General features: G+C 65.2%; 23 protein-coding genes. 14 read left to right on the forward strand and 9 right to left on the reverse strand.

Annotated features, from left to right (window positions below; translation table 11 throughout):
* Positions 1–283 precede the first annotated feature (283 nt).
* On the forward strand, positions 284–1,207 hold the full coding sequence (locus EK403_RS11900) for a sulfotransferase domain-containing protein (RefSeq protein WP_128777710.1): 924 nt from the start codon (positions 284–286) through the stop codon (positions 1,205–1,207).
* 124 nt (positions 1,208–1,331) lie between these two features.
* Here the strand turns inward: EK403_RS11900 and EK403_RS22370 are convergent, their stop codons facing one another.
* Together EK403_RS22370 and hemN are read right to left on the reverse strand one after the other, a co-directional pair.
* The gene (locus EK403_RS22370) at positions 1,332–1,484 is read right to left on the reverse strand and encodes a hypothetical protein (protein ID WP_164919583.1); all 153 of its coding nucleotides are present in this window, start codon (positions 1,482–1,484) and stop codon (positions 1,332–1,334) included.
* A gap of 43 nt (positions 1,485–1,527) precedes the next feature.
* On the reverse strand, positions 1,528–2,877 hold the full coding sequence (gene hemN, locus EK403_RS11905) for an oxygen-independent coproporphyrinogen III oxidase (RefSeq protein WP_128777711.1): 1,350 nt from the start codon (positions 2,875–2,877) through the stop codon (positions 1,528–1,530).
* Between the two features lie 134 nt (positions 2,878–3,011).
* On the opposite strand from hemN, the gene ccoN reads away from it, so the two are divergent.
* The 6 genes from ccoN (at position 3,012) to EK403_RS11935 (ending at position 8,078) form a co-directional block, all read left to right on the forward strand.
* On the forward strand, positions 3,012–4,661 hold the full coding sequence (ccoN, locus tag EK403_RS11910; protein ID WP_128777712.1) for a cytochrome-c oxidase, cbb3-type subunit I: 1,650 nt from the start codon (positions 3,012–3,014) through the stop codon (positions 4,659–4,661).
* A gap of 12 nt (positions 4,662–4,673) precedes the next feature.
* Entirely contained in the window at positions 4,674–5,414 is a 741-nt protein-coding gene (gene ccoO / locus EK403_RS11915) for a cytochrome-c oxidase, cbb3-type subunit II (RefSeq protein ID WP_128777713.1), read from the forward strand.
* Between the two features lie 11 nt (positions 5,415–5,425).
* The gene (locus EK403_RS11920) at positions 5,426–5,575 is read left to right on the forward strand and encodes a cbb3-type cytochrome c oxidase subunit 3 (protein ID WP_128777714.1); all 150 of its coding nucleotides are present in this window, start codon (positions 5,426–5,428) and stop codon (positions 5,573–5,575) included.
* Between the two features lie 3 nt (positions 5,576–5,578).
* Positions 5,579–6,454 (forward strand): cytochrome-c oxidase, cbb3-type subunit III, encoded by an 876-nt coding sequence (gene ccoP / locus EK403_RS11925; protein WP_128777715.1) that lies wholly within the window; start codon positions 5,579–5,581, stop codon positions 6,452–6,454.
* An 8-nt stretch (positions 6,455–6,462) separates the two neighbouring features.
* Positions 6,463–7,176: a sulfite exporter TauE/SafE family protein gene (locus tag EK403_RS11930; protein WP_128777716.1), complete on the forward strand. Its 714-nt coding sequence runs from the start codon at positions 6,463–6,465 to the stop codon at positions 7,174–7,176.
* A 131-nt stretch (positions 7,177–7,307) separates the two neighbouring features.
* On the forward strand, positions 7,308–8,078 hold the full coding sequence (locus EK403_RS11935; protein WP_128777717.1) for a Crp/Fnr family transcriptional regulator: 771 nt from the start codon (positions 7,308–7,310) through the stop codon (positions 8,076–8,078).
* A 347-nt stretch (positions 8,079–8,425) separates the two neighbouring features.
* On the opposite strand, the gene EK403_RS11940 is transcribed toward EK403_RS11935, so the two are convergent.
* Positions 8,426–9,094, reverse strand: a complete 669-nt coding sequence (locus EK403_RS11940; RefSeq protein ID WP_428979597.1) for an OmpW/AlkL family protein — start codon at positions 9,092–9,094, stop codon at positions 8,426–8,428.
* A 312-nt stretch (positions 9,095–9,406) separates the two neighbouring features.
* On the opposite strand from EK403_RS11940, the gene EK403_RS11945 reads away from it, so the two are divergent.
* Together EK403_RS11945 and EK403_RS11950 are read left to right on the forward strand one after the other, a co-directional pair.
* Positions 9,407–10,246, forward strand: a complete 840-nt coding sequence (locus tag EK403_RS11945; RefSeq protein WP_128777718.1) for a universal stress protein — start codon at positions 9,407–9,409, stop codon at positions 10,244–10,246.
* A 1-nt stretch (position 10,247) separates the two neighbouring features.
* Positions 10,248–12,950 (forward strand): bifunctional acetate--CoA ligase family protein/GNAT family N-acetyltransferase, encoded by a 2,703-nt coding sequence (locus EK403_RS11950; protein WP_128777719.1) that lies wholly within the window; start codon positions 10,248–10,250, stop codon positions 12,948–12,950.
* Between the two features lie 20 nt (positions 12,951–12,970).
* On the opposite strand, the gene EK403_RS11955 is transcribed toward EK403_RS11950, so the two are convergent.
* The 4 genes from EK403_RS11955 to EK403_RS11970 all read right to left on the reverse strand — a co-directional run bounded on the left by EK403_RS11955 (position 12,971) and on the right by EK403_RS11970 (position 16,504).
* Positions 12,971–13,579, reverse strand: coding sequence for a DUF1003 domain-containing protein (locus EK403_RS11955; RefSeq protein WP_128777720.1), 609 nt, complete (start codon positions 13,577–13,579; stop codon positions 12,971–12,973).
* A gap of 70 nt (positions 13,580–13,649) precedes the next feature.
* Positions 13,650–13,742: a cytochrome bd-I oxidase subunit CydX gene (gene cydX / locus EK403_RS11960; protein WP_128777721.1), complete on the reverse strand. Its 93-nt coding sequence runs from the start codon at positions 13,740–13,742 to the stop codon at positions 13,650–13,652.
* A gap of 11 nt (positions 13,743–13,753) precedes the next feature.
* Positions 13,754–14,893 (reverse strand): cytochrome d ubiquinol oxidase subunit II, encoded by a 1,140-nt coding sequence (gene cydB / locus EK403_RS11965; protein ID WP_128777722.1) that lies wholly within the window; start codon positions 14,891–14,893, stop codon positions 13,754–13,756.
* A gap of 18 nt (positions 14,894–14,911) precedes the next feature.
* Positions 14,912–16,504: a cytochrome ubiquinol oxidase subunit I gene (locus EK403_RS11970; protein ID WP_128777723.1), complete on the reverse strand. Its 1,593-nt coding sequence runs from the start codon at positions 16,502–16,504 to the stop codon at positions 14,912–14,914.
* A 485-nt stretch (positions 16,505–16,989) separates the two neighbouring features.
* Between EK403_RS11970 and EK403_RS11975 the strand changes: the two genes are divergently transcribed.
* The 3 genes from EK403_RS11975 to EK403_RS11985 are packed head-to-tail and all read left to right on the forward strand — an operon-like array spanning position 16,990 to position 19,591.
* The gene (locus EK403_RS11975; RefSeq protein WP_128777749.1) at positions 16,990–18,525 is read left to right on the forward strand and encodes a PAS domain-containing sensor histidine kinase; all 1,536 of its coding nucleotides are present in this window, start codon (positions 16,990–16,992) and stop codon (positions 18,523–18,525) included.
* Positions 18,515–19,141 carry a response regulator FixJ gene (fixJ, locus tag EK403_RS11980; protein ID WP_428979598.1) on the forward strand — a complete coding sequence of 209 codons (627 nt, stop codon included), beginning with the start codon at positions 18,515–18,517 and terminating at the stop codon, positions 19,139–19,141. Before EK403_RS11975 ends, fixJ begins: the two co-directional genes overlap by 11 nt.
* The gene (locus tag EK403_RS11985) at positions 19,142–19,591 is read left to right on the forward strand and encodes a response regulator transcription factor (protein WP_245479660.1); all 450 of its coding nucleotides are present in this window, start codon (positions 19,142–19,144) and stop codon (positions 19,589–19,591) included. It abuts the gene before it with no gap.
* Positions 19,592–19,620: 29 nt separating this feature from the next.
* Here the strand turns inward: EK403_RS11985 and EK403_RS11990 are convergent, their stop codons facing one another.
* Positions 19,621–20,190 carry a hypothetical protein gene (locus tag EK403_RS11990; protein WP_128777725.1) on the reverse strand — a complete coding sequence of 190 codons (570 nt, stop codon included), beginning with the start codon at positions 20,188–20,190 and terminating at the stop codon, positions 19,621–19,623.
* Positions 20,191–20,371: 181 nt separating this feature from the next.
* A complete protein-coding gene (locus EK403_RS11995) occupies positions 20,372–20,890 on the reverse strand; it encodes a universal stress protein (protein WP_128777726.1) in 519 nt (172 codons plus the stop codon).
* 253 nt (positions 20,891–21,143) lie between these two features.
* Here EK403_RS11995 and EK403_RS12000 point away from each other — a divergent pair, with 253 nt between their 5' ends.
* Both EK403_RS12000 and EK403_RS12005 read left to right on the forward strand, forming a co-directional pair.
* A complete protein-coding gene (locus tag EK403_RS12000; RefSeq protein ID WP_128777727.1) occupies positions 21,144–23,750 on the forward strand; it encodes a cation-translocating P-type ATPase in 2,607 nt (868 codons plus the stop codon).
* A gap of 250 nt (positions 23,751–24,000) precedes the next feature.
* Positions 24,001–24,846: a universal stress protein gene (locus EK403_RS12005; protein WP_128777728.1), complete on the forward strand. Its 846-nt coding sequence runs from the start codon at positions 24,001–24,003 to the stop codon at positions 24,844–24,846.
* Positions 24,847–24,916: the final 70 nt, after the last annotated feature.

Below are 24,916 nucleotides of genomic sequence, written 5' to 3' on the forward strand. Positions count from 1 at the left end.
CATGGGGTATACGGACGGATAGCGGGAGCCTGGGCCGTAGACGCAGGACCGCGACGCGAAGGCAGGCATCCTGCTGCGGAGCGCCGGCGGTCATCGCCATGGCGATCGCGGCATCGTCGAGAGAGGTCCGTTGTAGGCACGCAGCGTCAGGGTAGAGTCCTGGGCGGGCAGGCGAAGGGGCGTCCTGTTCGGGTGGCGCGCCAGCGCGCCGTCACCGGCGACCGGCCGGGCAGGCCGCCGGTGCGGACTGACAGCCGGGTGATAACGGGAAAGGAGACGGATCGTGCCAGGAATCTCGCCGCACTGGCCGGAGAAGACCCGGGAGCTGCACAACCACCACTTCGACTCGACGGTCTGGAATGACTTCCGGTTCCGCGACGACGACGTCGTGATCGCCACCTACGCCAAGTCCGGCACCACCTGGGTGCAGCAGATCGTGGCGCAGCTCATCTTCCAGGGCGTAGAGGACCTGCCGGTGGCCGAGATGTCGCCGTGGCTCGACCTCCGCGTCCCGCCCAAGGCGGAGAAGCTGCCCGCGGTGGAGGCACAAGCCCACCGCCGCTTCCTGAAGACCCACCTGCCGGTGGACGCGCTCGTCTACTCGCCTAAGGCCAAATACCTCTACATCGGCCGCGACGGGCGGGACGTGGTCTGGAGCATGCACAACCACCACGTCAACGCCAACGAGCTCTGGTACCGGGCGCTCAACGACACGCCGGGCCGGGTCGGCCCGCCGATCGGCCCGCCGCCAGCCGACGTCCGCCGGTACTTCCTCGAGTGGCTCCAAGGCGACGGCCACCCGTTCTGGCCTTTCTGGGAGAATATCCGGAGCTGGTGGGCGATGCGGGAGCTGCCGAACCTGCTGCTCTTGCACTTCAACGAGCTCAAGGCGGATCTGCCGGGTCAGGTCCGATGCATCGCGGCGTTCCTCGACATCCCGGTGGAGCCGGGCAGGTGGGACGCGATCCTCGAGCACTGCGGGTTCGCCTACATGAAGCGCCACGCGAGCAAGAGCGTGCCGCTCGGCGGCGCGTTCTGGGACGGCGGGGCGCAGACCTTCGTCCACCAGGGCACCAACGGCCGCTGGCGGGACATCCTCACCGCTGAGGATTGCCGTCGGTACGAGGAGACGGCCCGGCACGAGCTGGGTGAGGCCTGCGCCCACTGGCTCGCCACCGGCGAGCGGTCCGACCAGGACCGAAGGTAAGCTCGGCGCGCCGCGCTCCCGCCCGCCGCGCCCCGACCAGACCAGACCAGACCAGACCAGACGGAAGCGCTGGCATTCTCGGCCGGCCCGCGCGGTTCTCTCCAGAGGGGACCTTCTGTCTAGGTCAGACCACTAGGAGCATCGCGCAGGTGAAGACCGTTCCCTCCGGCGTGTCGTAGCGGTCGTGCTTGCGGCCCTCGAGATACTTCGACGGATCGGCCTTGAACTTCGATTTGCGCCCGAGACCCTGCCCCGAGTCAGCCGAGGTCTCGGCCAACTGGGTTCGTCGCCTAGACCCTACAGGCCGCATTGCGGACGCCCTATGCCGCCAAGGAATGGCGCGCCGTTTCGGTGAGATGCGCGTCGAATGCGCTCGCGACGATCCTGGCGATCGCCGGAGCGTCTCGCATGATCAACAGCCGGTCGCCGAGAAACCGAATGAAGCCCGAACGCCTGAGCGGCTCGAGCGTCTCGACGTCCGTCGCGAACACGGACGGCGATGAATTGTGCCGGGCGGTGACTTCCGCGAGATCGACGCCGAAATAGCACATGATCTCCTCGATGACGTCGGCGCGCATACGGTCGTCCGCCGTCAGCGCCACGCCGCGGGTCGTCGGCAGCCGGCCCTGCTCGATCGCTTTCGACCAGGCGCCGACGTCAGGCGCGTTTTGGACGTAGCCTTGAGGCAGGCGACTGATCGACGACGCGCCGAGACCGATGAGAATGGGGGCGTCGTCCGTCGTATAACCCTGGAAGTTGCGTCGGAGCCCGCGCTGCTGAAGCGCGGCCGCCATGTCGTCGCCGGGCCGGACGAAGTGATCGATGCCGACGGCGACGAAGCCGGCACCCTCGAGGGTCTCGCGCGCGATGGTGGCCAGTTCGAGACGCAGGGCGGCGTCTGGCAGAGCGGAAGCGTCGATCAGCTTCTGGTTCGCCTTCTGCCACGGGACATGGGCGTAGCCGAACAGGGCGATCCGATCCGGCTCGAGAGCGATGGCCTGCTCGACAGTGGCGCGCATCGACCGCAGCGTCTGGCGCGGCAGGCCGTAGATCAGATCAAGGTTGAGCCGGTCGACGCCCACGCGCCGCAGCTGGGCGACCGCGTTGACCACCGTGCCGACCGTCTGACGGCGGCCGATCGCCTTCTGCACTGTCTCATCGAAATCCTGCACGCCGAGACTGGCCCGGTTCACCCCAACCATCGCGAGACGTTCGGCGAGCCGGCCCCCGACGAGTCGGGGGTCGAGCTCGATGGCGTGTTCGGCCGTCGCCAGGACGTCGAACCGGGCGTGGATCGCCGCGGCCAATCCGAAGAAGGCGTCTTCCGGAAGCATGCTCGGGGTCCCACCGCCCCAATGCACATGCGAGACGGCCCTGGTCCCCAGATGCGACGCCACCAGATCGAGCTCGAGGCGCAGCCTTCGGGCGTATTCGACGAGCGGCTCCTCGCGACGGGACGCGCGCGTCGCGCAGCCGCAATAATGGCAGATCGACCGGCAGAACGGCACGTGAAGATAGAGCGAAGCCGCGCCTGGCGCGTCCTTCAACTCCGATAGCCAGCGGGCATAAGAACCCACGTCCACGGCGGCCGAGAAATGCGGCGCCGTCGGATACGATGTGTATCTGGGAACCTGTCGGTTCAGAATGTCGGGCAGCGCGATCTCGAACATGGCTCATCGTCGTCGGCGCAGCCGCGCCGTTCGTTGACCTGGATCAAGGTTCGCCGGGCCGATTTCCCCGAAAGCCAACCATCGACGACGCCGGACCGGCGGCGATCGATCGGAGCACGGGTTCGGGGACGTCCATGAACGCAGACCGCATCGCGCCAAGCTTCACGGCGGAGGAAACGGGCTTCGCCATCTTCTTCGCGCTCGCGGCGATGGCCTGCTTTTTCCTGGGCCTCCAGGCGGTCGACGCGCCCTTTGGCGCGCACATGATGGTGGGGGGCGCGTCTGCGATCGGCGGGTTCGCCTTGCTGTACCGGTCGAGCATGGCGCGCGCGGCGCCGGCGCCCGAGGAGATCGACGGCAAGCCCAATTACAATTTCGGGCCGGTCAAGTTCGGCGTGATCGCAGCGATGTTCTGGGGCGTCGCCGGCTTCGCGGTCGGCTGCTGGATCGCGCTGGAGCTGTCGTTCCCGGCGCTCAATTTCGACCTCGAGTTCCTGAACTTCGGACGTCTGCGTCCTTTGCACACCTCGGCGGTCATCTTCGCCTTCGGGGGCAACGTCCTGCTGGCGTCGTCCTTCTACGTAGCGCAGCGGACCTGCCGGGCGCGGATGCCGGGCGTCGTCGCGCCCTGGTTCGTGATGCTCGGCTACAACCTTTTCATCGTGGTCGCGGGCACCGGCTACCTGATGGGCGTCACCCAGAGCAAGGAATACGCCGAGCCCGAATGGTACGCCGACCTCTGGCTGACGATCGTCTGGGTCGTTTATCTCGTGCTGTTTCTCGGGACGCTCCGGAAGCGCAAAGAGCCCCACATCTACGTCGCGAACTGGTTCTACCTGGCGTTCATCGTCACCATCGCGATGCTGCACGTCATCAACAACCTGGCTGTGCCGGCGACCGTCTTCGGATCGAAGTCGTACGTCGCATGGTCAGGCGTCCAGGACGCCATGGTGCAGTGGTGGTACGGCCATAACGCCGTCGGTTTCTTCCTGACCGCCGGCTTCCTCGCCATCATGTACTACTTCATCCCGAAGCGCGCGGATCGTCCGGTGTACTCGTACCGGCTGTCGATCGTGCACTTCTGGTCGCTGATCTTTCTTTACATCTGGGCCGGCCCGCATCACCTGCACTACACGGCGCTGCCGGAGTGGGCGTCGACCCTCGGCATGACGTTCTCGATCATGCTGTGGATGCCGTCATGGGGCGGCATGATCAACGGCCTGATGACGCTTTCCGGCGCCTGGGACAAGCTCAGGACCGACCCGGTGCTGCGGATGATGGTGGTGTCGGTGGCCTTCTATGGCATGGCGACCTTCGAGGGGCCGCTGATGTCGATCAAGGAGGTCAATTCGCTCTCACACTACACCGACTGGACCATCGGCCACGTGCACTCCGGGGCGCTCGGCTGGGTCGCTTACATTTCCTTCGGCGCGCTCTACTGTCTGACGCCCTGGCTCTGGAAGCGGCCGCTGTATTCCCTGAAGCTGGTCGACTGGCATTTCTGGATTTCGACCATCGGTATCGTCTTCTACATTTCGGCGATGTGGGTCGCGGGCATCATGCAGGGCCTGATGTGGCGGGCCTACACGTCTTTCGGCTTCCTCGAATACTCATTCGTCGAGACCGTGGACGCGATGCATCCCTACTACGTCATCCGCGCGCTGGGCGGGATCCTGTTTCTGATCGGCGCGCTGCTGATGGCCTTCAATCTCTATCGCACGATCCGCCCGAGCGAGGCCGAGGAGCGCGTGGCCGCGCCGCTCGCGCTCGCGCCGGCCGAGTGAGGACCCGAGCCCATGTCCGCCGCCGTCTGGGACAAGCACAAGATCTTCGAGAAGCACTCGCTGCTGCTTCTCGTCGGCATTCTGATCATGGTCGCGATCGGCGGCCTCGTGGAGATCGCCCCGCTCTTCTACATCAAGAGCACGATCGAGACTGTCGACGGCGCGCGGCCCTACACCCCGCTCGAACTCGCGGGACGCGACATCTACGTCCGCGAGGGCTGCTATCTCTGCCACAGCCAGATGATCCGTCCGATCCGCGACGAGGTGGAGCGCTACGGGCATTTCTCGCTCGCCGCCGAATCCCAGTACGACCATCCGTTCCAGTGGGGATCGAAGCGCACCGGACCTGATTTGGCGCGCGTCGGCGGCAAGTATTCCGACGAGTGGCACAAGGCCCATATGATCGATCCGAGATCGGTGGTGCCGACCTCGATCATGCCGGGCTATCCGTTCCTGGCCGAGCGGCCGCTCGACCACGGCCGCATCACCGGCCAATTGTCGGCGAACCGCACGGTCGGCACGCCCTACAGCGACGACCAGATCTTCTGGGCGCGGCGTGACGTCTACGCTCAGGCCGAACCCGATTCCGCGGACGCTGCGGCGTTTCAGAAGCGCTATCCGACCGCTCTCATTCGCGACTTCGACGGCGACCAGAAGCGCCTGACCGAGATGGACGCGCTGATCGCCTATCTGCAGATGCTCGGCACGACGGTCGACTTCAAGCAGTACGACGACAAAGCAAACCTGCGTTGAGGCCCGAGCCGATGACTTACGAAACGCTGGCGCATCTCGCCCAAACCGCCGGTCTGCTCTTCTTCTTCTCGCTGTTCGCAGCTGTGCTCGGCTACGCGCTGCGGCCGCGAAACCGCGCGCGCTTCGACGCGGCCGCCCGCACGCCGCTCCGGGAGGATTGAGTCATGAGCGCGGCTGACAGGCGCGACGCGACGTCCGGCGTCGACACCACAGGCCATGAGTGGGACGGCATCCGTGAGCTCAACAACCCGCTGCCGAAATGGTGGCTCTACATCTTCTACGCCTCGATCGCGTGGGCCGTGGTCTATTGGATCGTGATGCCGGCCTGGCCGCTCGCCTCGACCTACACCAAGGGCCTGCTCGGCTACTCGCAGCGCGAGGCGGTGTTGGCCGACCGGGATGAAGCGCTCGCCGAGCGCGCCGCGCATGGCGCGCCGCTGCTCAAGGTGACGCCGGAGCAGATCTCCAAGGATTCTGGGCTGCTCGAATTCGCCCTGGCGAACGGGAAGGCCGCCTTCGGCGACAACTGCGCGGGTTGCCACGGCGCAGGCGGCGGCGGGGCCAGGGGCTTTCCGAACCTGCAGGACGATGACTGGCTGCACGGCGGCTCGATAGACGAAATCCTGCGCACCATCCGCGTCGGCGTCCGCTCGACGTCGCCGGAGACGCTGGGCGGCGTCTCAATGCCGGCCTTCGGCCGCGACGGCTCCCTCAAGCGGGACGAGATCGAGAACGTCGCGGCATTCGTCAGGACTTTATCCAGTCTCGCGCCGGCCCCAACCGCCGACGTCGCGGCTGGCGGTCGGATCTTCGCGACGCGATGCGCCTCCTGTCACGGCGCGAAGGGCGAAGGGAATCGCGAGATGGGCGCGCCTCGCCTCAATGACGCGATCTGGCTTTACGGAAGCGATCAGAAGGCGATCGTCGAGACGCTCGCCACAGGGCGGGCGGGCGTGATGCCGGCCTGGGAGAGCAAGCTCGACGAGGCGACCTTGCGGTCGCTCGCGGTCTACGTCCGGTCGCTCGGCGGGGCGCAGTAGGAGCCGAAATGGTCGGGGACGCCGGCGCTCTGACCTTTGCCGGCGGCTTTCTGATGGGGCTTGCCAGCAGCCTCCATTGCGCTTCGATGTGCGGCGGCGTCGCCTCCGCTATGATGTTCTCGTTTGCGGCCTCTGACACTGCCGGAGCCCGACAGCTGGCGCTGGGGCTCACGCAAGCTGGCCGGGCGGCAGGCTATGTCCTCGCCGGCGGAGCCACGGCGACAATCGGCGCGCCGGTGATCTCGGCCCTGGACCATGCCGGCGGCCTGATCGCTCTTCGCTGGGCCTCCGCCGCGATGCTTGCCTGGATCGGATTGGCGACGCTCGGGCTCGTTCCGCCATTGCGGGTCCTGCACGGCTTCGCCGCGCGTCTCAGGCTCCCGACTTCCTATGTCGCCGGCGCGCCGGGCATCGTCATCTGGGCGCCGTTCCTGAGCGGCCTCGGCTGGAGTTTCACGCCATGCCCCATGGTGCTGGCGGCATTGGTCTACGCAGGCCTCAGCGGAACCAGCCTCTCGGGCATGCAGGTGATGGCGGGATTCGCGCTCGGCACAATGCCGGCCGTCGTCGCGTGCGCGCTGGGAATGGACCGGCTGCGGAGCGCCGCTCGGCGCCCCGCGGCGCGGATATCCGTAGGTCTTGGCCTCGTCGGGCTTGGGCTCGCCAGCGCGGCGGCGCCGCTGTCTGGCGGCATTCTCGGCCTGTGCCTCACGTCGTTCTGAGCGATTTTCCGAACGCGCATCCGCATTCCTTCTCGGTGCGCCGCAATGTCTTTGATCTGGATCAAACCGCCAACCCGTCATTGATCTACGAGAAACCAAGACCGTCTATCGGTCGGCCTTCGGGAAGAGCCATGGCGGACCTCAACGACGTCGACGCGACGGGCAGTCCTTGCAGCGGTGAAGCACGAGTTCTCGGCCAGACCCGCTGCCGCGCCGCCCAGGCGGCTTCCTGCGATAGTTGTGGCGTCAAGGACGTCAGTGTGTGCTCGGCGCTCGAGGCTGTCGAACTCGAGGCTTTCAACGCACTTTCCGAAAAGGTGATCTTCCGTTCCAAGGAGACATTGTTTCTCCAAGGCGACGACGCTCGCGCGGTCTACAACGTCACTTGCGGAACGCTGCGGCTCTACAAGCTATTGCCGGACGGACGCCGCCAGATCGTCGGCTTCCTCTTGCCTGGGGACTTCGTCGGATTGTCTCTCAGCGAGCGCTACGGGTTCTCCGCTGACGCGATCGATCAGGTTTCGGCCTGTCGCTTCGACCGAGGCGACTTCATCGACTTCGTCGATCGCAATCCCCATCTCTTGCGCCGTCTTCACCAAGCCGCGACGCATGAACTGACCCTCGCCCAGGATCATATGGTTCTTCTCGGGCGCCGCGCGGCCGAGGAGAAGGTCGCCGCGTTCCTCTTGGCGATGCGCGGAAGATTGCGCCGCCTTGGCGGCAGCGCCGTCACCATCCCGTTGGCGATGACGCGGCAGGATCTAGCCGATCACCTTGGCCTTACGCTCGAGACCGTCAGTCGGGTGGTGTCGAAGCTTGCCCGGGAAAAGACCATTCTCGTCGTTCCCGACGGACTGAGGATCATGGACGCCGGACGCCTGGAGCAGATCGGCGCCAGCTGATCGAACGGACGCCCCCTCGATGTCGAGAGGCTCGGGCCTGCAGTTCGCGCAGGCTTCGTCCGCCTTGCCGGCGGCCGCTTGCTGCTCTTCGATCGAAATGAGGTGCCTCAGCGCGGAGTCCGCCACGACGCCGATCCTGTCGTTGACGATGACGACTCCGCCCTGGCAATAGCGCTTCATGCTGTCCGCTGCAGCCTGAGCCTCCTTCGCCGTGTTCACGACGACGGCGAAGTGCCTGGCGTGCTCGCCCCAACCGACCCGATAGGCCATGATCTGTTCCTTTGACGATGCAGACGGTCCGGCTTCACAAAGCCAACATGTCCGTCTCAAGACCGCCTTGAGACAGATCAGAACTTGTAGGCGACGCCGGCGCCGACGATCCAGGGGCTGATCTTGGCGCGACCGGAAACGTCGGCTCCGCCGGCCACGAGATCGATCTTCGGCTTCATGCGCACATATTTCAGATCGACGTTCACGCCCCAGTGCTCGTTGAGCATGTAGTCGAACCCGACCTGGGCGGCCGGGCCGAACGAGTTCTTCAGCTTCAGGCGTGTCACCGCGCCTCCCGCGGCGTCCTCGCGGAAGTAGATCGAATAGTTCAGCCCGACGCCCGCATAGGGTCGGAAGGCGCCGAAATTCGTGAAATGGTACTGCGCCATCACGGTCGCGGGCAGCACCCACACGTCTCCGACAGCCACGCCCGCGAGAGCTCCGCGCCCGCTGATCTTGTGTTTTGAGAAGCAGCAGATCGTTTCGATCGCGATGTTCGGCGTGAAGAAATAGCTGACGTCGATTTCGGGAACGACGCGGTCCGAGACATGCGCGCTGCCCGGAACGTTGAACTTCGCCGACGAATTCGGAAGGATTCCGATTGCGCGAACGCGGAGCATCCAAGGATTGAAATCGGCGGGCGCCGCGGCGACTGCCGGCGTCTCGGAGGGAATGTCAGCCGCGGCGGCGGGCGTCGCTGTCACTGCCGCGAGGACCGAAAGGGTCCCGGCTATCAAAACTTTCATCGAAGGCTCCCCGAAAAATCACATCGCTTGGAAAGCGGCAAAGTAACTCTCGGGGCGCCGGCGAGCCGGCGCGTTGATACAGGTCAAGCCCAGCGCGGCAGGTGAGTGAGCCGGTCGGCGTTCAGCGGAGACGCTCTTCGGCGGCGTTCGGCGGGTCCGGTCTCCGCCAGACCTTCTGACGCGCTTTCAGCAGGCCTCATGGCGGGGCGGTCAGCGGGACGCAAAAATGACGCTGAATTTTGATCGGAATCAAAGCGTTTCATGGGACGTCCGCGAATCCTGCGCACTGCATCTTTTGAGGAGGAGCGCCGCATGAGCACGACCCAGACTGGCGGTGGTTTCGCCAGCATTCTCACGCACTTTGATCTCACTCCCCAGTCGGAAGCGCGTGGCAGGCTTGCGGTGCAGCTAGCCGAACAGCACGGTGCGCATTTCATCGGCGCCGCGGCGGAGCAGCAATTGCTTGAGGTCTACAACGACATGACGGTCAACGTTTCGGCGACCGTGTCGGACGAGGAGCGGGCCCGCGTAGAAGGAGACCTGAAAGCAGTCCGCCGCATTTTCGACGCCGTCGTCGGCGCCCGCAACGATGTCGAATGGCGGTCCTGCGTCACCGATCCAGAACGATTTCTGATCGAGCAGGCGCGCGCCGCGGATCTCGTGGTGATCGGTCGACGCTCGACCTACGACGCCCGGGACGGAACGCTCGGCGTCCGCCCCGGAAATATCGTTCTGGAGTGCGGCCGGCCGATCCTCGTCGTTCCGCCTGAGAAGGATTATCTCGCGGCTCACAAGGTCTTGGTCGCGTGGAAGGACACGCGCGAGGCCCGGCGCGCGCTGCGTGACGCCCTGCCGATCCTGAGACAGGCGAACGAGGTCGTCGTCATGACGGCCGCTCCCGCCTACCGCGACGCCGGCGCGGAAGACGTCTCCATCTGGCTGGACCGGCATGGCGTGCGGTCCCGGGTTTCGGTCCACACCGGAGAGGTCGCGAACGTCGCCGCCCAATTGATCGACGTCGCCGACGATATCGGCGCGGATCTCATCGTCTCCGGCGCCTATGGCCACAGCCGGACCCGCGAATGGTTCTTCGGCGGCGCGACGCGCGACCTCCTGGAGAACTCGAAGCACTGCCTGTTCATGTCCCATTGAGATGAGCAGCTTCGGTCTGGACCGGCTGTTCCAGCCGACCTCCGTCGCGGTGGTGGGGGCCAGCGACCGGGCCGGCTCGTTGGGCCGGTCCGTCATGGCGAATCTGGTCGGCGGCGGCTTCGCGGGGCGGATCGCTCCCGTCAACCCTAGGCGAGCGACCGTCGGCGGTCTGAAGGCGTGCTCGTCCCTTCGTGACCTTGCGGGACCGATCGACCTCGCCGTCGTCTGCACGCCGCCGACCGCGGTCCCGTCCGTGATCGAGGACGCCGCAGCGATCCACGCCGGCGCCGCGCTGATCCTGACCGCCGGCGTTTCCCGCGGCTCTGGATCGCAGTCCGAGGTCATCCTGGACATCGCTCGCCACCATGGATTGCGGCTGATCGGACCGAACTCCTTCGGCTTGCTCGCGCCGCACGCCGCATTGAATGCGAGCTTCGCCGCAGGACCGGCCGCGAAAGGCGACCTGGCGCTCATCAGTCAGTCCGGCGCCGTGGCCGCGGCCTTAGTGGGCTGGGGGTCTCGGCGAGCGCTTGGATTTTCGGCCGTCGTCTCGCTTGGCGACGCCCTCGACGTCGATGTCGCCGACTGCCTCGATCACTTCGCGGGCGACCGGCGGTCGCGCGCCATCCTGCTCTATGTCGAGGCCATCACGGACGCCAAAAAATTCATGTCAGCGGCCCGCGCGGCGGCCAGGGTCAAGCCTGTGGTGGTGGTTAAGGGCGGCCGGCACGCCGCGGGCGCAAGGGCGGCCGCCACCCATACGGGCGCGCTGGCGGGCGCCGACGAGGTCTATGAAGCGGCGTTCCGGCGGGCCGGACTGCTTCGGGTGCTCGATCTCGACCAGCTCTTCGCCGCTGCTGAAGTACTCGGACGACGCCAATGGGATCGCGGCGATCGACTTGCGATCCTGACCAACGGCGGCGGCGTCGGCGTGCTGGCCGTGGACCGCCATCTCGACATGGGAGGAAAGCTCGCGGCGCTCTCGACCGAGACGCTTGCCTCGCTCGATAAGGCGCTCCCTGCCACCTGGTCGCGCGCCAACCCCGTCGACATTATCGGCGACGCCGACGCCCAGCGTTTTTCAAGCGCGATCGAGATCCTGCTCGCGGCTCATGAAGTCGACGCCATCGTGGCCCTCGAGGCGCCTACCGCGCTGGCCGCCGCCGAGACGACCGCAAAATCGGTCGTCGCCGCAGTCGAGGCGTCAAAGTCTCGCGCCATGCCAGTCAAACCCGTGCTGGCCTCGTGGCTCGGGGCAGGGCCGGACATCCAGAAGATCTTCGCCGAAGCAAAGATCCCTCATTTCGAAACCGAGAGCGACGCAATCGCGGCGTTCGATTACCTGACACGGCACCGCAGAGCGCAGGCCGCGCTTCACGCGACGCCGACCGCGGCGCCCTTCGATCAACGACCTTACGTCGAAGCAATCCAGCGCATGATCCGCTCGGCGTTGGCCGAGGGCCGCGCCTGGCTGGATCCGGTCGAAGCGGCCAGCCTGTTGAAGGCGTTTCGCATCCCGATGGTCGAGTCGGTGGAGGCCTCCACGGCCGGCGAAGCGGCGGTCGCGGCGCGTCAGCTGTTGCTCAACGCTGAGGCCGTCGCCTTGAAGATCCGATCCCGCCTGATCGTTCACAAATCCGACGTTGGCGGGGTATGCCTCGATCTGAAAACTCCGGCCCAGGTCGAGCTGGCCGCAACCGATATGCTGGCGCGCGTCCGTCTGGCTTGTCCCGAGGTCAATGACGCAGGCTTCCTGCTGCAGCCCATGGTTCGCCGCGGCGAAGCGCGCGAGCTCATCGCGGGCCTTTCCGACGACCCGACATTCGGCCCGGTCATTCTGTTCGGCCGCGGCGGCGTGGGGGTCGAGGTTTATCGCGACACCGCGCTGGGACTGCCTCCGCTCGACCAGCCGCTCGCCGCCGACCTGATCGACCAAACCGAAGTGGGTCGGACGCTCGCCGCCTATCGCGACGTGCCGGCCGCCGACCGCAAAGCCGTGGAATCCGTGCTTGTCGCGCTTGGCGAGATCGCTTCGGCCCTGCCCGAGGTGCGCTCCATCGATCTGAACCCGCTGCTGGCCGACGCCGGCGGCGTTCTTGCCGTCGACGCTCGCATCGCGATCGCTGGCTCGGACGCGTCGCGGATGGTCATCCGGCCCTATCCTTTGCATTGGACCCGAACGCTCAAGACGCTCGCCGGCGATTCCTACGTCGCGCGCCCGTTGAGGGCCGAGGACGAGGTCCTGATCGGGCGGCTTCTTGCAGCCGTCGAGCCCGACGACCTGCGAATGAGGTTCTTCGCGCCGGTGCGCCACCTCGAGCACGGATTTCTGACGCGGCTCGTCCATCTCGACTATGCCCGGGCGATCGCCTTTGTCGCGCTCGCCGCCGACGGGGAGGCGGCGGGCGTCGTGCGTCTGCACTGCGACGCCGATCACAAGGCCGGCGAGTTCGCCATTCTCGTCCGGAGCGACCTGAAGGGGCGCGGCGTCGGTTGGGCGCTGATGCAGCTGATGCTGGAATGGGCGCGATCCGAGAACATCGCGACGGTGTGGGGCGACGTCCTGAAGGCCAACGTCGAGATGTCCGCGATGTGCCGGGAGCTTGGGTTTGTCGCGATCGCCGGAGGAGACGACGAGGCGACGACCTTCTCGGTCGACATTCGTGCGCTGGATATGGCGAGCGCCGCCGAAGCGGCGGCCTGAGGTCTGACGCGCTCGCGGCTTCAGGCCGCCGACGCCTCCGAAGTCCGTGCCGAAGACCCGTCCGCGCCGCTCGCAATTCTTGTCAGAAGTTCGATCTGCTCCTGCTGCTTTTTGAGCAGCGCGACAAGGTGCTCATCGCGCATGCGGTCGAGCTTGTCGTGCAATCCCATGATCTCGATCTCGGCCTTCAGATTCACCTCATAATCGAGGGCTGCGTTCTGACGATCCTTCGCGGCCTGACGGTTCTGGCTCATCATGATCACCGGAGCCTGGATCGCCGCCAGCATCGAAAGCAGCAGGTTTAGAAAGATGAACGGGTAGGGGTCGAAAGGCCGCGCGAGAGCGAGGACGTTAAGCCCGGTCCAACAAAGGAGGCTCGCTCCGAAGCCGATGATGAAGCCCCACGACCCGCCGACCGCCGCGACGCGGTCGGCCAACTTCTGACCGAATGTAAGCTCATCGGCGCCGTGGTCCGGGTGTCTCGTGATGACGCGTCGTGCGGCCGCGTGACGAAGCACGCGTGTCTCGGCCTCGCGCAACGTGCGCGGATGACCGCCGAACCACCGGTGAGCCGCGGCCGTGACGAAACTGGCATGTTCGTCATCGGGCGGACAGTCGGAGGCCTTCATCTTCAGGCCGACATGCTGGAAGAAGTGAAGCGGCGTCGTGCGCGCCTCCTCGTCGGGCGGCGTTGCGGCCTCACTTCGTTTCACGGAGCTCAAGCCACATCGCGTTGAGGACAGCGAAGGCGCTGGCGAGGCCGAGGCCCAGAATCCAGGCGAAGTACCACATGACGCGTCCTCTCAGTAGGAGCTCGTGTCGCTTCGGATCGCGGCGAGCGTCACTCGGCCGCGCAGCACCCTGTAGGCCCAGGCCGTGTAGGCGACGATGATCGGCAGAAAGATCACGACCGCGACCAGCATGATCCCGAGCGTCAGTTCGCTCGAGGACGCGTCCCACACGGTCAGGCTCTGGTCGGGGGCGAGCGATGACGGCAGCAGGAACGGGAACAGGCTGACCCCCGCGGTCGCCACGACGCCCGCGACAGAGATCGCGCTCGCCACAAAGGCGGCCCCGTCTCGCCGATAGATCGTCAGCGTCCCGGCTATCGCGGCGCCTGCGAGCGCCGCCGCCGGCGCCGCCAACATCCAGAGATGGCGCGCATAGTTCGCGGAAACGCCGCCGAGCCTGACTTCGACCGCCTTCAGCAGCGGGTTGGAAGGGCCCGACGTATCGATCGCGCCGACGATCCGATAGGTGTTGACGCCGAGCTCCATGCAGACGCCGCCGACGATCATCGCGACGATCAGGATGAAAGCCGCCTGTCGGGCCGCGAAGGCCGCTCGGGACGCGACCGGCTCGTCGGACTTGAGGGCCAGATAGCAGCCTCCATGCATGATGAGCATGATCACGCTGACGAAACCGCAGAACAACGCAAACGGATTCAGGAGGCCGAGGAAACTGCCCTCGTAAGTCATCCGGAGTTCGTCGTCGAAGCGGAACGGCGCGCCCTGGAGAGCGTTGCCGACCGCCACGCCGAAGATCAGCGCCGGCACGAAGCCGCCGGCGAACAGCGCCCAGTCCCAGAACGATCGCCACCGCTTATCGTGGATTTTCGAGCGGAACTTGAAGCCGACAGGTCGCAGGATAAGCGCGCACAGCACCACGAACATCGCGAGGTAGAAGCCTGAGAACGCCGCGGCGTAGAGCGCGGGCCAAGCCGCGAAGATCGCGCCCGCGCCGAGAACCAGCCAGACCTGATTGCCTTCCCAGACCGGCCCGACCGTGTTGATCACGATCCGCCGCTCACCGTCGCTGCGGGCGACGAAAGGCAGCAGCGTCGCCACGCCGAGATCGAAGCCGTCCATGACGGCGAAACCGATCAGCAGCGCTCCGAGCAGCGCCCACCAGATGAGACGGAGCAATTCATAGTCGAACGGCATGGGATGCGTCCTAAGGGCCTATTCGGCGGCGATCGGAGAGGCGCTCAGCGGTCGCCCGTGGCCCGACTCCGGACGGGCGGGTCCAAGCAGCCGGTCGGGGCCCATGCGGATCGTCTTGACCATGAGCACGAGGTCGACGACCGCGAGCGCGGAGTAGAACGCCACGAAGCCGATCAGCGTCGCCCAGACATTGCCGGCCGACACGCTCGAGACCGCGAGAAACGTCGGCATGACGCCCTCGATGACCCAGGGCTGACGTCCGACTTCGGCGACGATCCAGCCGAGCTCGGCGGCGACCCACGGCGTCGGCAGGGCGAGGAGGGCGACCCAGAGGAATGTCCGCGACGCGTCGATACGACCCCGGCTCGCCAGCACGAAAGCGGTCGCAAACAGCGCGATGAAGAACACGCCAAGTCCGACCATGATCCGGAAGCTCCAGAACAACGGAGAGATCGGCGGGACCGTGCTCCAGGCCGCGCGGGTGATCTCGGCGTCGGTCGCATTCAGGACGTCGGGCCGGATCTTCTTGAGCAGCAGCGCGTAGCCGAGTTCGGCCGAGGTCGCCTCGAGCTTCGCGCGAGCCATCGCGTCGGTGCGGTCGGCCTTGATCTTCTCGAGCGCTTCATAGGCCATCAGGCCGAAGCGGATTCGCAGCTCCACATCCTTGACGAGGTCCTCGATGCCCGCGACCTCCTTGCTGATCGAGCGGGTCGCGATCAGGCCGAGCATCCACGGGATCCTGACCTCGTAGCGGGTCTCGCGCGCTTCTGCGTCGGGAATGCCGAACAGCGTGAAAGAGGCCGGCGCGGGTTCGGTCTTCCACATCGCCTCGATGGCGGCGAGCTTCATCCTCTGGTTTTCGCCGGTCGTGTAGCCGCTCTCGTCGCCAAGCACGACGACTGAAAGCGCCGCCGCGAGACCGAAGCTCGCCGCCACCGTGGCGGATCGCTTGGCGAGTTCCATGTGCCGAAGGCGCAGCATGTAGAAAGCGCTGACCGCCAGCACGAACACCGCCCCGGTCACGTAGCCCGCGCTCACCGTGTGGACGAACTTCGCCTGGGCGACGGGATTGAAGATCAGCGCGGAAAAGTCCGAGACCTCCATCCGCATCGTGTCGGGGTTGAAGGTCGCTCCGACGGGGTTCTGCATCCAGCCGTTGGCGATCAGGATCCACAGCGCGGAGAGATTCGTCGCGAGCGCGAGCAGCCAAGTGACCGCGAGATGGCCCACCTTCGACAGTCGCTCCCAGCCGAAGAAGAACAGACCGATGAACGTCGCCTCGAGAAAGAAGGCCATGAGGCCCTCGATCGCAAGCGGCGCGCCGAAAACGTCTCCGACGTAGTGACTATAATAGGCCCAGTTCGTGCCGAACTGAAACTCCATGGTGACGCCGGTCGCGACGCCCATGGCGAAGTTGATGCCGAACAGCGCGCCCCAGAACTTGACCATGCGCCGCCAGATCTCGCGGCCGGTCATGACATAGACCGTCTCCATGATCGCGAGCAGGACGGCGAGGCCGAGCGTCAGCGGTACGAAGAGGAAGTGGTACATCGCCGTCAGCCCGAATTGCAGGCGTGAGAGGCTGACGACGTCAAGATCGGCGAAAGTCATCGGGAGGGACCTGTCGGAGCGGAGACATCTTTTGAAAGCAGCTTTGCTTCCGTCCCGACGGAGCCGACGCGCTGCTTCATCGGCGCGAAGACGAAAACGCCTGCGCCGATGACGATGAGCGCCTTGAGAAGGACAACGATGAGCGCCGGACGGGCGACCGGATGGGACCACATGAGCCTTTATCGCCGTCGGCCCGCGTCTCCTGCCGTGATCTAGGTCAAATCTTCAGACGTGCCGGCGAGCCTGGAACGGACGACGGCGGCGGAGCAGGCGAGGACCGCGCGGCTCCGTCCCCAGAACGATCGCGACGGCGATGAGAGCGGCGAGCACCGCAAGTCCAGCTTCGAACATGGCCTTCACCTGAGTTTTCTGCTCGCGTCCCCTCACAAACATCGCAACGCGGCGACAAGCCTTGATATGAGACAAAGTTAGCGAGTTCTGAGGTCCCTTCCAAGCGGATCGCCGCTTGGGCGGCAGTGGTGATCATGACCGATCGATCGGATCCGAGCCCGTTGGCGAGTCGCAAGACTGCGGCTGAGTTGCTCATCGACTCGCTGTCGGACGTCGCCCTGATGGTTCTTGATCGAGAGGGCGTCATCAAAAGCTGGAGCGTCGGCGCGGCCAACCTGCATGGATGGACTGCCGACGAGATGATCGGTCGGCATTTTTCGGTGATGTTTCGACCGGAGGACGTTGCGGCCGGCCGGCCCCAGCAGCAGATCGAGACGGTCCGCTCCTTGGGGCGGTACGAAGAGACAGGCGTCAGACGTCGCAGCGACGGCAAGGAATATGTCGCGGCTGTGGTGATGACGCCTGTCATCGGCGACGACGGAAGCGTCCAGGCCTACGCCAAGGTCATGAGAGACGTGTCTGAACGTGTCGCCGGCGAGCAGGCGCTACGGGCGAGCGAAGCTCACCTCCGTTCGATTCTGGACGCTGTCCCGGACGCGATGATCGTCATCGACGAGCGCGCCACGATTCAGTCGTTCAGCCTCACGGCCGAGAGGCAATTTGGCTACGCGCCGAAGGATGTGATCGGTCAGAATGTCAGCATGCTGATGCCAGAGCCCTATCGCAGCCAACACGACGGCTACATCTCCCGCTACCGGACCACGGGCGAGCGTCGCATCATCGGCATCGGCCGGGTCGTGGTGGGGCAGAGACAGGATGGCTCGACCTTTCCCATGGAACTTTCGGTGGGCGAAATGCGGTCGGGCGGCGCCCGCTATTTCACGGGATTCATCCGCGATCTCACGGAGCGTCGGGAAGCCGAGACGCGCATGCAGGAACTCCAGGCCGAACTCGTCCATATGTCGCGCTTCACAGCGCTCGGAGAGATGGCGTCGACGCTGGCGCACGAGATCAATCAGCCACTTACAGCCATCGCCAATTATCTGAAGGGGTGTCGCCGGCTGCTGGAGCGCATGAGCGGAGACGAGGTCTCCCTGATGAAGGACGCGGTCGAGCAGGCGGCGGACCAGGCGTTGAGAGCGGGCGATGTAATCCGACGACTTCGCGAGTTTGTCGCACGCGGCGAGACTGAGCGGCGCGTCGAGAACCTGCCGAAGCTCGTGGAGGAAGCAAGCGCTCTCGCGCTCGTGGGCGCGCGTGAACGCGGCGTGCGCGTGACTTTCGATTTCGATCCGGGCGCTTCATTCGTGCTCGCCGATCGGATCCAAATCCAGCAGGTTTTGCTCAACCTCATGCGCAACGCGCTGGAAGCGATGCAGGATGTCGGCCGCCGACAACTCACCGTCGCCACCAAGAGCGGACCGGATGGCGAGCTTGTCGAGATCGGCGTCGCGGACAGCGGTTCGGGCGTCGCGGAGGAGGTCGCGGCAAAGTTGTTCCAGCCCTTTGTCACGACCAAGTCAGCTGGAATGGGCGTCGGCCTTTCAATCTGTCGCACGATCGTGGAATCCCACGGCGGCCGGATTTGGGTCGAGGCCTCGCAGGATGGCGGGGCGCGTTTCGCCTTCACGTTGCGCCAGGTGCGACCGGGGGAGGTCAGTGATGACTAGCGAAGTAGTGCATGTCGTTGATGACGATATCGCCGTGCGGCAATCCCTCGCTTTTCTGCTGTCCACCGACGGCCTGCCGGTTCGCGTGCATGACAGCGCCGAGAGCTTTCTGATGAACATGACCGAGTTCAGCGGCGGCTGCATTGTCACGGATGTGCGCATGCCGGGAATCGACGGGCTCGACTTCCTCGCGAGGCTTAGGGATCGGGGCGTCGATATGCCGGTGATCGTCATGACCGGCCATGCGGACGTTCCGCTTGCGGTTGAAGCCATGAAAAGAGGCGCCGTCGACTTCCTGGAGAAGCCGTTTGAAGACGAGGCGTTGCTGTCTGCGATCCGCACCGCGCTGGATCGCCGAAAAGGCGGCATGGAGCCCAAGGCCCAATCGGTCGATATCCGCGAGCGCGTCGAGGCGCTCTCTGAAAGGGAGCGCCAGGTCCTGGAGGGTCTGCTCGCCGGCAAGGCCAACAAGGTGATTGCGTTCGATCTGGAGATCAGCCCGCGCACCGTTGAGATCTACCGCGCAAACGTGATGACGAAGATGCAGGCGACCAGCTTGTCTCACTTGGTCCGACTTACGCTCCAGTCAGGCTCGGCCCTTAAGTACAAACCCTGAATGTCTCTAGGCGCGGATCGCCGCCATAACGGGTCGGGGCGCAATGAAGCGCTCTGCGCGCGCATGGTCCGGAATCCTTTTATGTCAACAGCTTCAGGAGCGGTCCTCGTCGTCGACGACGACCATGCAGTGCGTCGTTCGCTGCAATTCATGCTGGAGCTTGAGGGGTTGCGGGTTCGGGCCTTCGCGAGCGGCGCCGCGCTTCTCGCCGAGAAGGACCTGCCGCAATGCGGCTGCCTTGTCGTCGATCAGCTCATGCCCGGCATGACAGGAATTGAACTCATCCAGGCGCTCAGGACGAGAGGGTGGCTTCTTCCCATCGTCATGATCGCGGGAAATGTGACGAAGGATCTGAAGCGGGAGGCCAGACGCTGCGGCGCGGCCGCCGTCGTTGAAAAGCCGCTGCATGGGGCGGATCTCGCGGGAACGATCCGCGAGCTCTTGAAGTAAAACGAGTCAGTAAGTCGATGGAAGCTCGCCTAAGCGCGAGAGGGCGATCGGTTATCCCCACTCTGCTCAGAAACTGCTGTAACGGACGGCCCCCCGCTGGGCGAGGCCGTTGTTATCCGGCGCACCATGATTCCATCCGACACGGCGCGATAGCCTTCAAGTCCCTCGACCGCGTTGACGACAGACTGTGGAAGATGCACGGCCACCGCGTCGCATCGCAGTTCGCGGCCGAGCTCCTCGCCATGCCGGGCGATCGCGGTCAGCAAGTCGGGCCCGGCTCCGACGACATCTGCGATGACCAGGTCGCGTACGTTCAGAACTCTGGCGAGACCCTCGCTGGCCGCGACCAGCGAGGGCTGGACGTCGACCTCATAGCGATACAAAGCATGCGGATAGCCGCGTGGATCCTCGATCAGCACCAGTCCCGAGCGACCGTCCTTTGATGAGGTGGCGCGCCTAAGGTAACGCGTCCATGCGGCGAAGCTCAGAGATGGGTGCGCAAGGCTGACCAGAGCGAAGGCGCGACGCGCGATCTCTTGACCGCGGTCACCATCGTCCGAGGTCAGGCAACGCGCTACGAAAAGGTCGCGGGACCGCATCGGAACATCCAAGGGTAAGAACAGTCAAAACTACGGCGTGCCAAGCACTGGCCGACGTTGTCTCCCCTGAACTGTCAGGTGGAAGACTACGGAAGGCGGCCACCGCTGACATTTAGATCGAGACGAAACGCTGCGACGTCCAACTGCTCAAGATGCTTCGAGCCGCGAGACTAGGGCGACGTCATTTTGCTCGGCAGACCAGGACCGGGATGCTCGAATGCGTCAGAACCTTGACGGTCTGGCTGCCCATTACGAGCGCGGATATTCCGCGTCGGCCATGGCTCGCCATCACGATCAACTGGCAGTCATTGTCCTCGGCGGCCCGGATGATTGCTCTGAACGGCTCGGCGTCCTCCAAATGCAATTGCTTTGTGGGCACCTCCGCTGCAGTCGCTACTGCGGCGGCCGGCGACATGACAGACTGAACATGTTTTTTCATCTGGCGGGAATGTTCTTCGAAGCTGCGGTAGACTGTCACCGCATAGGAAGACGTCGGCTCATACGGCTCGGTCACCGTGACGAAATAGATTGTCGCGCCTGTTGCGTGCGCCAGTCCGACCGCATGGGATATCGCCTCGCCGGAAAGCGGGCTCCCATCTATCGGTACAAGAATTCGGCTATAGAGTTTATTCCCGAGGCTGCCCGTGGCCTGAGCGCCTTTCAGCGAGATCTGGCCTTCTATACTCGTGCTCGTCGACATGCCTTCCACTCCTATCAATCTAGGGCAAGGCTGACGACACTTGCTCGGCGACGTCCTTGATCCAGCTCAATTTCCGCGCAAGCGCGCGCGGTTAGCAGTGAAAATCAAGCGGCTGACCAAGAACCGTTGGCCGATGTCATAGCCCGAGATCGCGCTGTATGACATGCGCTCCACCCCCCGAATGTGATCAAGATCAAGACTGTTGGGTCTCGGATAGCGGAAGATCGTCGCCTCATTCGCAGCGAGACGACCGATGTTGGCGAAGCCTTCCAACGCGCAGCGGCTTGAGCCGCTTCGGGCTTGCCCCGTCGCGGAAACGACGGTCGTGGCGGCGTCGCCGCTAGGGCGGAGGGGACTGACGTCGCAAGACGCGGCTCGCATCCGCCAGGAGCTGGGGCCCAATGAGGCTCCCAAGGGCGGCCGGTCGGCTGCATCCATCGCGATCGGCGTTCTGCGGGAACCGATGTTCCTGCTGCTTGCCGCCACTGCCCTCCTCTACCTCGTGGTCGGCGAGTTCATCGAAGGCTGCGTCATGGTCGCGGCGGCTGGGCTCTCGATGGGACTTGTGATCGTGCAGGAGATCCGCTCCGAGCGCGCTCTTGAACATTTGCGGGCCCTTGCGGAGCCGACCGCCCGCGCCGTGCGCGACGGCGCGGTGGTGCGGTTGGCGGCTCGGGAACTCGTTCCGGGCGACATAATCGTGGTGGCGGAAGGCGACCGGGCGCCGGCCGACGCCATTCTGCTTGAGGGCGGACCGCTGCGAACGGACGAGTCCGCGCTTACGGGTGAATCGGCCCCGGTCGACAAGACGCCGGTTCCCACGGCAGATCGGACCATCGCGACGATGGATGCCGGCCCCGGCGCGGAACGTTCATTTGGACTATTCGCCGGATCGCTGGTGGTCGCCGGACAGGGCGTCGCTGAAGTCAGGCGGATCGGCTCCAAGACGCACATTGGCCAGATCGGCGCATCTCTGGCCTCGATAGAGCCCACGCCGTCGCCGCTTCAGGCGCAGACCGCGCATTTCATCAAGATCGTGGGGGCGAGCGCCATCGTGTTCTGCCTCGTCGTGGCGCTCGCCTATGGATGGCTTCGCGGTGAATGGCTGGGGGGCGTTCTTGCGGGGTTGACGCTCGGGATCGCCCTTGTACCGGAGGAATTTCCGATGGTGCTCGCGATTTTTCTCGCCATCGGAGCGTGGCGGCTGTCGCGTCACAATGTGCTGTCCAGACGGTCGGCCGCTATCGAGGCCCTGGGGTCGACCTCCGTGCTGTGCGTCGACAAGACCGGGACCCTCACCCAGAACCGTATGCGCCTTGCCGAATTCTGGCGTCCCGGACTTCCCGATTCGGTCGCTATAGGCGACGCGCTGCGGTCGCCTGATCGAGAGGTCATCGAAGCCGCGGCGTTCGCGTGCCTGTCGCCCGCCATCGATCCGATGGATCGCGCCATCCTTCAAGTTTGCCATCCGCCCGGCTCGTACGATCTCGTCAGAACCTATCCGCTCCGCACGGATCGCCTCGTCTTCGCGCAAAGCTGGCGCGGAGAAGACCGGCATGCGTTCGTCGCCGCCAAGGGCGCTCCCGAAGCCGTCGTCGCTTTGTGTGGATCGCGATTTGGCGAGGCGGCTGCGACGCAGAGCGTGGTCGCCGCGATGGCGCGGCGCGGTCTCCGGGTTCTTGCAGTCGCGACGGCCGACGTCGGGCGAGATCGTCCGGCGCCGGAGGAGCTGGAGCATCTTGCATTCTCGATCCGGGGTTTGATCGGTTTCGAGGATCCGCTCCGCTCCGACGTCCCTGCCGCGGTGGCCCTTTGCCAGAAAGCCGGCGTCCGAGTCGTGATGATGACCGGCGACTCGCCGCTGACCGCCGAGGCGATCGCGCGCCAAGCTGGCATCCCGGTCGATCAGGGCGTCATGACCGGAAGCGATCTCGCCCGACTTGGAGCGCATCAACTCGAAGCCAAGGCTGCGTCGATATCGACATACGCCCGTCTCTCACCCAGCCAGAAGCTTGAACTCGTCAATGCGCTGAAGGCCAATGGCGAGGTCGTTGCGATGACCGGCGACGGCGTCAATGACGCTCCGGCGCTGCGCGCCGCGCATATTGGCGTCGCCATGGGCGAACGCGGGACCGATGTGGCGCGCGAAGCCGCCGACATCGTGCTTCTCGACGACAGCTTCGCCTCGATCGTCAAAGGCGTGCGTCTCGGCCGACGCATCGCCCAGAACCTGCGGCGCGCCATGATCTATGTGACGGCGATCCACGTGCCGATCGCCGGCCTGTCTCTCCTGCCGATCCTCTTTGGCTTTCCGCCGGCATTCTTTCCGATGCATGTCGTCCTGCTGGAACTGATCGTCGATCCGCTCTGTTCGATTGCGTTCGAGGCCGAACCCGAAGCCAAGGGACTGATGGAACAACCTCCGCGCCCCCCCAGCCGGGCTCTTTTCGGGCCCCGCGAAGTGGCCTTCGGCCTGTTGCAGGGGGCCGTTGTCCTGGTCGCGACCCTCGTCGGCTTCATGGCCGCCTTGTCGTTCGGGCTACCCGAAGATCAAGCGCGCGGGCTGCTGCTCTCGATGTTGGCTCTCGCTAACATATCGCTCGCCTATGCAGGCATCTCTCAGGCCGGCGATCGGCTGTTTCAGCGTCATAGGCTCGCGCTTTTTGCGGTCACCGCAACCGCCGCGATGGTCGTCGGCGGCGCGCTTTTCATTTCGAGCGTGGGGGAGATTCTGAAGGTGGCGCCGCCGCCGCCGCTCGTGCTCGCCGGGGGATTGGCCGTCGCCATGCTGTCCGGAGGATGGTTCGCGGCGGCGAAGCGACTTGCGCCACCCCGGTGCAAGCTCGTGAGCCAGCGATAGCCTTGCGAGATCGGCAAGGCGGCTGGCGGTAGGCGTTTCGTGCATAGGGCCAAGACGCTCAGGCCACTGCCTCGGATACAGACTGTCCTCGGGAACGCGAAGGGCGCTTCCTCCCGCCCGGTCCAAAGCACTAAGATCGTCGCAACACGCGCCGATCTCGCGTGCGGACGATCGCCGAGGCTTTGATCACGGTCAATGACCGATTACCGTCAGCTGCGACGTTGCCCCGACAGAACTATTGGAGGTCGCTATGCCGCATTCCTTGTCCGGACTGAAGAACGTGCTTGTCGTCATGAATGAAGAAGGACAGGGCGAGCGTTCGGCCGCCCTCGCTTACGGCCTGTCTCTCGCCCAGGCCGCACAAGCGCATGTCACCGTGCAGGCAGGCACGGTGAAACTGGATCTGCCCAGCGCACGTGGATCGTCCGTCGTGGCCGGCATGGTGGCGGCGGAGAACCGCCGGCTGCGCGAGTTGGCGACGCGCATTGCGGACGAGTCGCGTGCGGAGGCCGCCATGGCCGGCGTGATCTGCGAAACGGACGCGACGCAACTCGACTACGCGCATCTCAAGGCGCGGGCCTTGGCGCAGGCCCGCGTCAACGACGTCACGATCGTCGACGCAGATCCTAGCGTGCTGACGATCGACGGCGGGCTGCTGCGAACCGTCCTTTTCGACAGCGGACGACCGTCTATCGTCGTGCCGAAAGGATGCGACGCGTTCGCGGCGGACCGAATTGTGGTGGCCTGGGACGGGAGCGCGTCCGCGTCACGCGCCGTGGCCTCGGCGATGCCGTTCCTGCGAGCCGCATCCGAGGTCGAAGTCGTCTGCTATATCGGCGAGAAGGATCTCTCGGACAGCGCCGCCGGAGCGGACCTCGCCGCCGCGCTCGTTAGACACGACGTCAACGTATCGGCCAAGGAACTGGCTGCAGGCGGCGATGTCGCGCGGCGCCTCTGCGAGCAGGTCGGCCTCATCCGGGCGGACATGATCGTGATGGGCGCGTTCGTGCATTCGCCAGTTCGCGAATGGCTGTTCGGCGGGGTCACACAGTCTATGCTAAAGACCACCCCAGTACCGCTTTTCATGGCGCGTTGAACTCGCGCAGACCGATGATCTTCCCCCTAGGGGAAACCCCTTAGGGGGAAGATCTGAATTTCGCTGGGCG

The sequence above is a fragment of the Hansschlegelia zhihuaiae genome (genome assembly GCF_004103825.1).
Classification (GTDB): domain Bacteria; phylum Pseudomonadota; class Alphaproteobacteria; order Rhizobiales; family Methylopilaceae; genus Methylopila; species Methylopila zhihuaiae.

Coding starts and splice junctions, on each gene's coding strand:
- EK403_RS11970 (WP_128777723.1), bottom strand. CDS start 16,504: ATGACTTTCGCCGATCTTGACGTCGTCAGCCTCTCACGCCTGCAATTC.
- EK403_RS11995 (WP_128777726.1), bottom strand. CDS start 20,890: ATGTCGACGAGCACGAGTATAGAAGGCCAGATCTCGCTGAAAGGCGCT.
- cydB (WP_128777722.1), bottom strand. CDS start 14,893: ATGCCGTTCGACTATGAATTGCTCCGTCTCATCTGGTGGGCGCTGCTC.
- EK403_RS11950 (WP_128777719.1), top strand. CDS start 10,248: ATGAGCAGCTTCGGTCTGGACCGGCTGTTCCAGCCGACCTCCGTCGCG.
- EK403_RS11975 (WP_128777749.1), top strand. CDS start 16,990: ATGACCGATCGATCGGATCCGAGCCCGTTGGCGAGTCGCAAGACTGCG.
- EK403_RS11955 (WP_128777720.1), bottom strand. CDS start 13,579: ATGAAGGCCTCCGACTGTCCGCCCGATGACGAACATGCCAGTTTCGTC.
- cydX (WP_128777721.1), bottom strand. CDS start 13,742: ATGTGGTACTTCGCCTGGATTCTGGGCCTCGGCCTCGCCAGCGCCTTC.
- ccoN (WP_128777712.1), top strand. CDS start 3,012: ATGAACGCAGACCGCATCGCGCCAAGCTTCACGGCGGAGGAAACGGGC.
- EK403_RS11940 (WP_428979597.1), bottom strand. CDS start 9,094: ATGAAAGTTTTGATAGCCGGGACCCTTTCGGTCCTCGCGGCAGTGACA.
- EK403_RS11935 (WP_128777717.1), top strand. CDS start 7,308: ATGGCGGACCTCAACGACGTCGACGCGACGGGCAGTCCTTGCAGCGGT.
- ccoP (WP_128777715.1), top strand. CDS start 5,579: ATGAGCGCGGCTGACAGGCGCGACGCGACGTCCGGCGTCGACACCACA.
- hemN (WP_128777711.1), bottom strand. CDS start 2,877: ATGTTCGAGATCGCGCTGCCCGACATTCTGAACCGACAGGTTCCCAGA.
- EK403_RS11920 (WP_128777714.1), top strand. CDS start 5,426: ATGACTTACGAAACGCTGGCGCATCTCGCCCAAACCGCCGGTCTGCTC.
- EK403_RS11990 (WP_128777725.1), bottom strand. CDS start 20,190: ATGCGGTCCCGCGACCTTTTCGTAGCGCGTTGCCTGACCTCGGACGAT.
- ccoO (WP_128777713.1), top strand. CDS start 4,674: ATGTCCGCCGCCGTCTGGGACAAGCACAAGATCTTCGAGAAGCACTCG.
- EK403_RS12000 (WP_128777727.1), top strand. CDS start 21,144: ATGTTGGCGAAGCCTTCCAACGCGCAGCGGCTTGAGCCGCTTCGGGCT.
- EK403_RS11985 (WP_245479660.1), top strand. CDS start 19,142: ATGTCTCTAGGCGCGGATCGCCGCCATAACGGGTCGGGGCGCAATGAA.
- EK403_RS11930 (WP_128777716.1), top strand. CDS start 6,463: ATGGTCGGGGACGCCGGCGCTCTGACCTTTGCCGGCGGCTTTCTGATG.
- EK403_RS11945 (WP_128777718.1), top strand. CDS start 9,407: ATGAGCACGACCCAGACTGGCGGTGGTTTCGCCAGCATTCTCACGCAC.
- EK403_RS12005 (WP_128777728.1), top strand. CDS start 24,001: ATGCCGCATTCCTTGTCCGGACTGAAGAACGTGCTTGTCGTCATGAAT.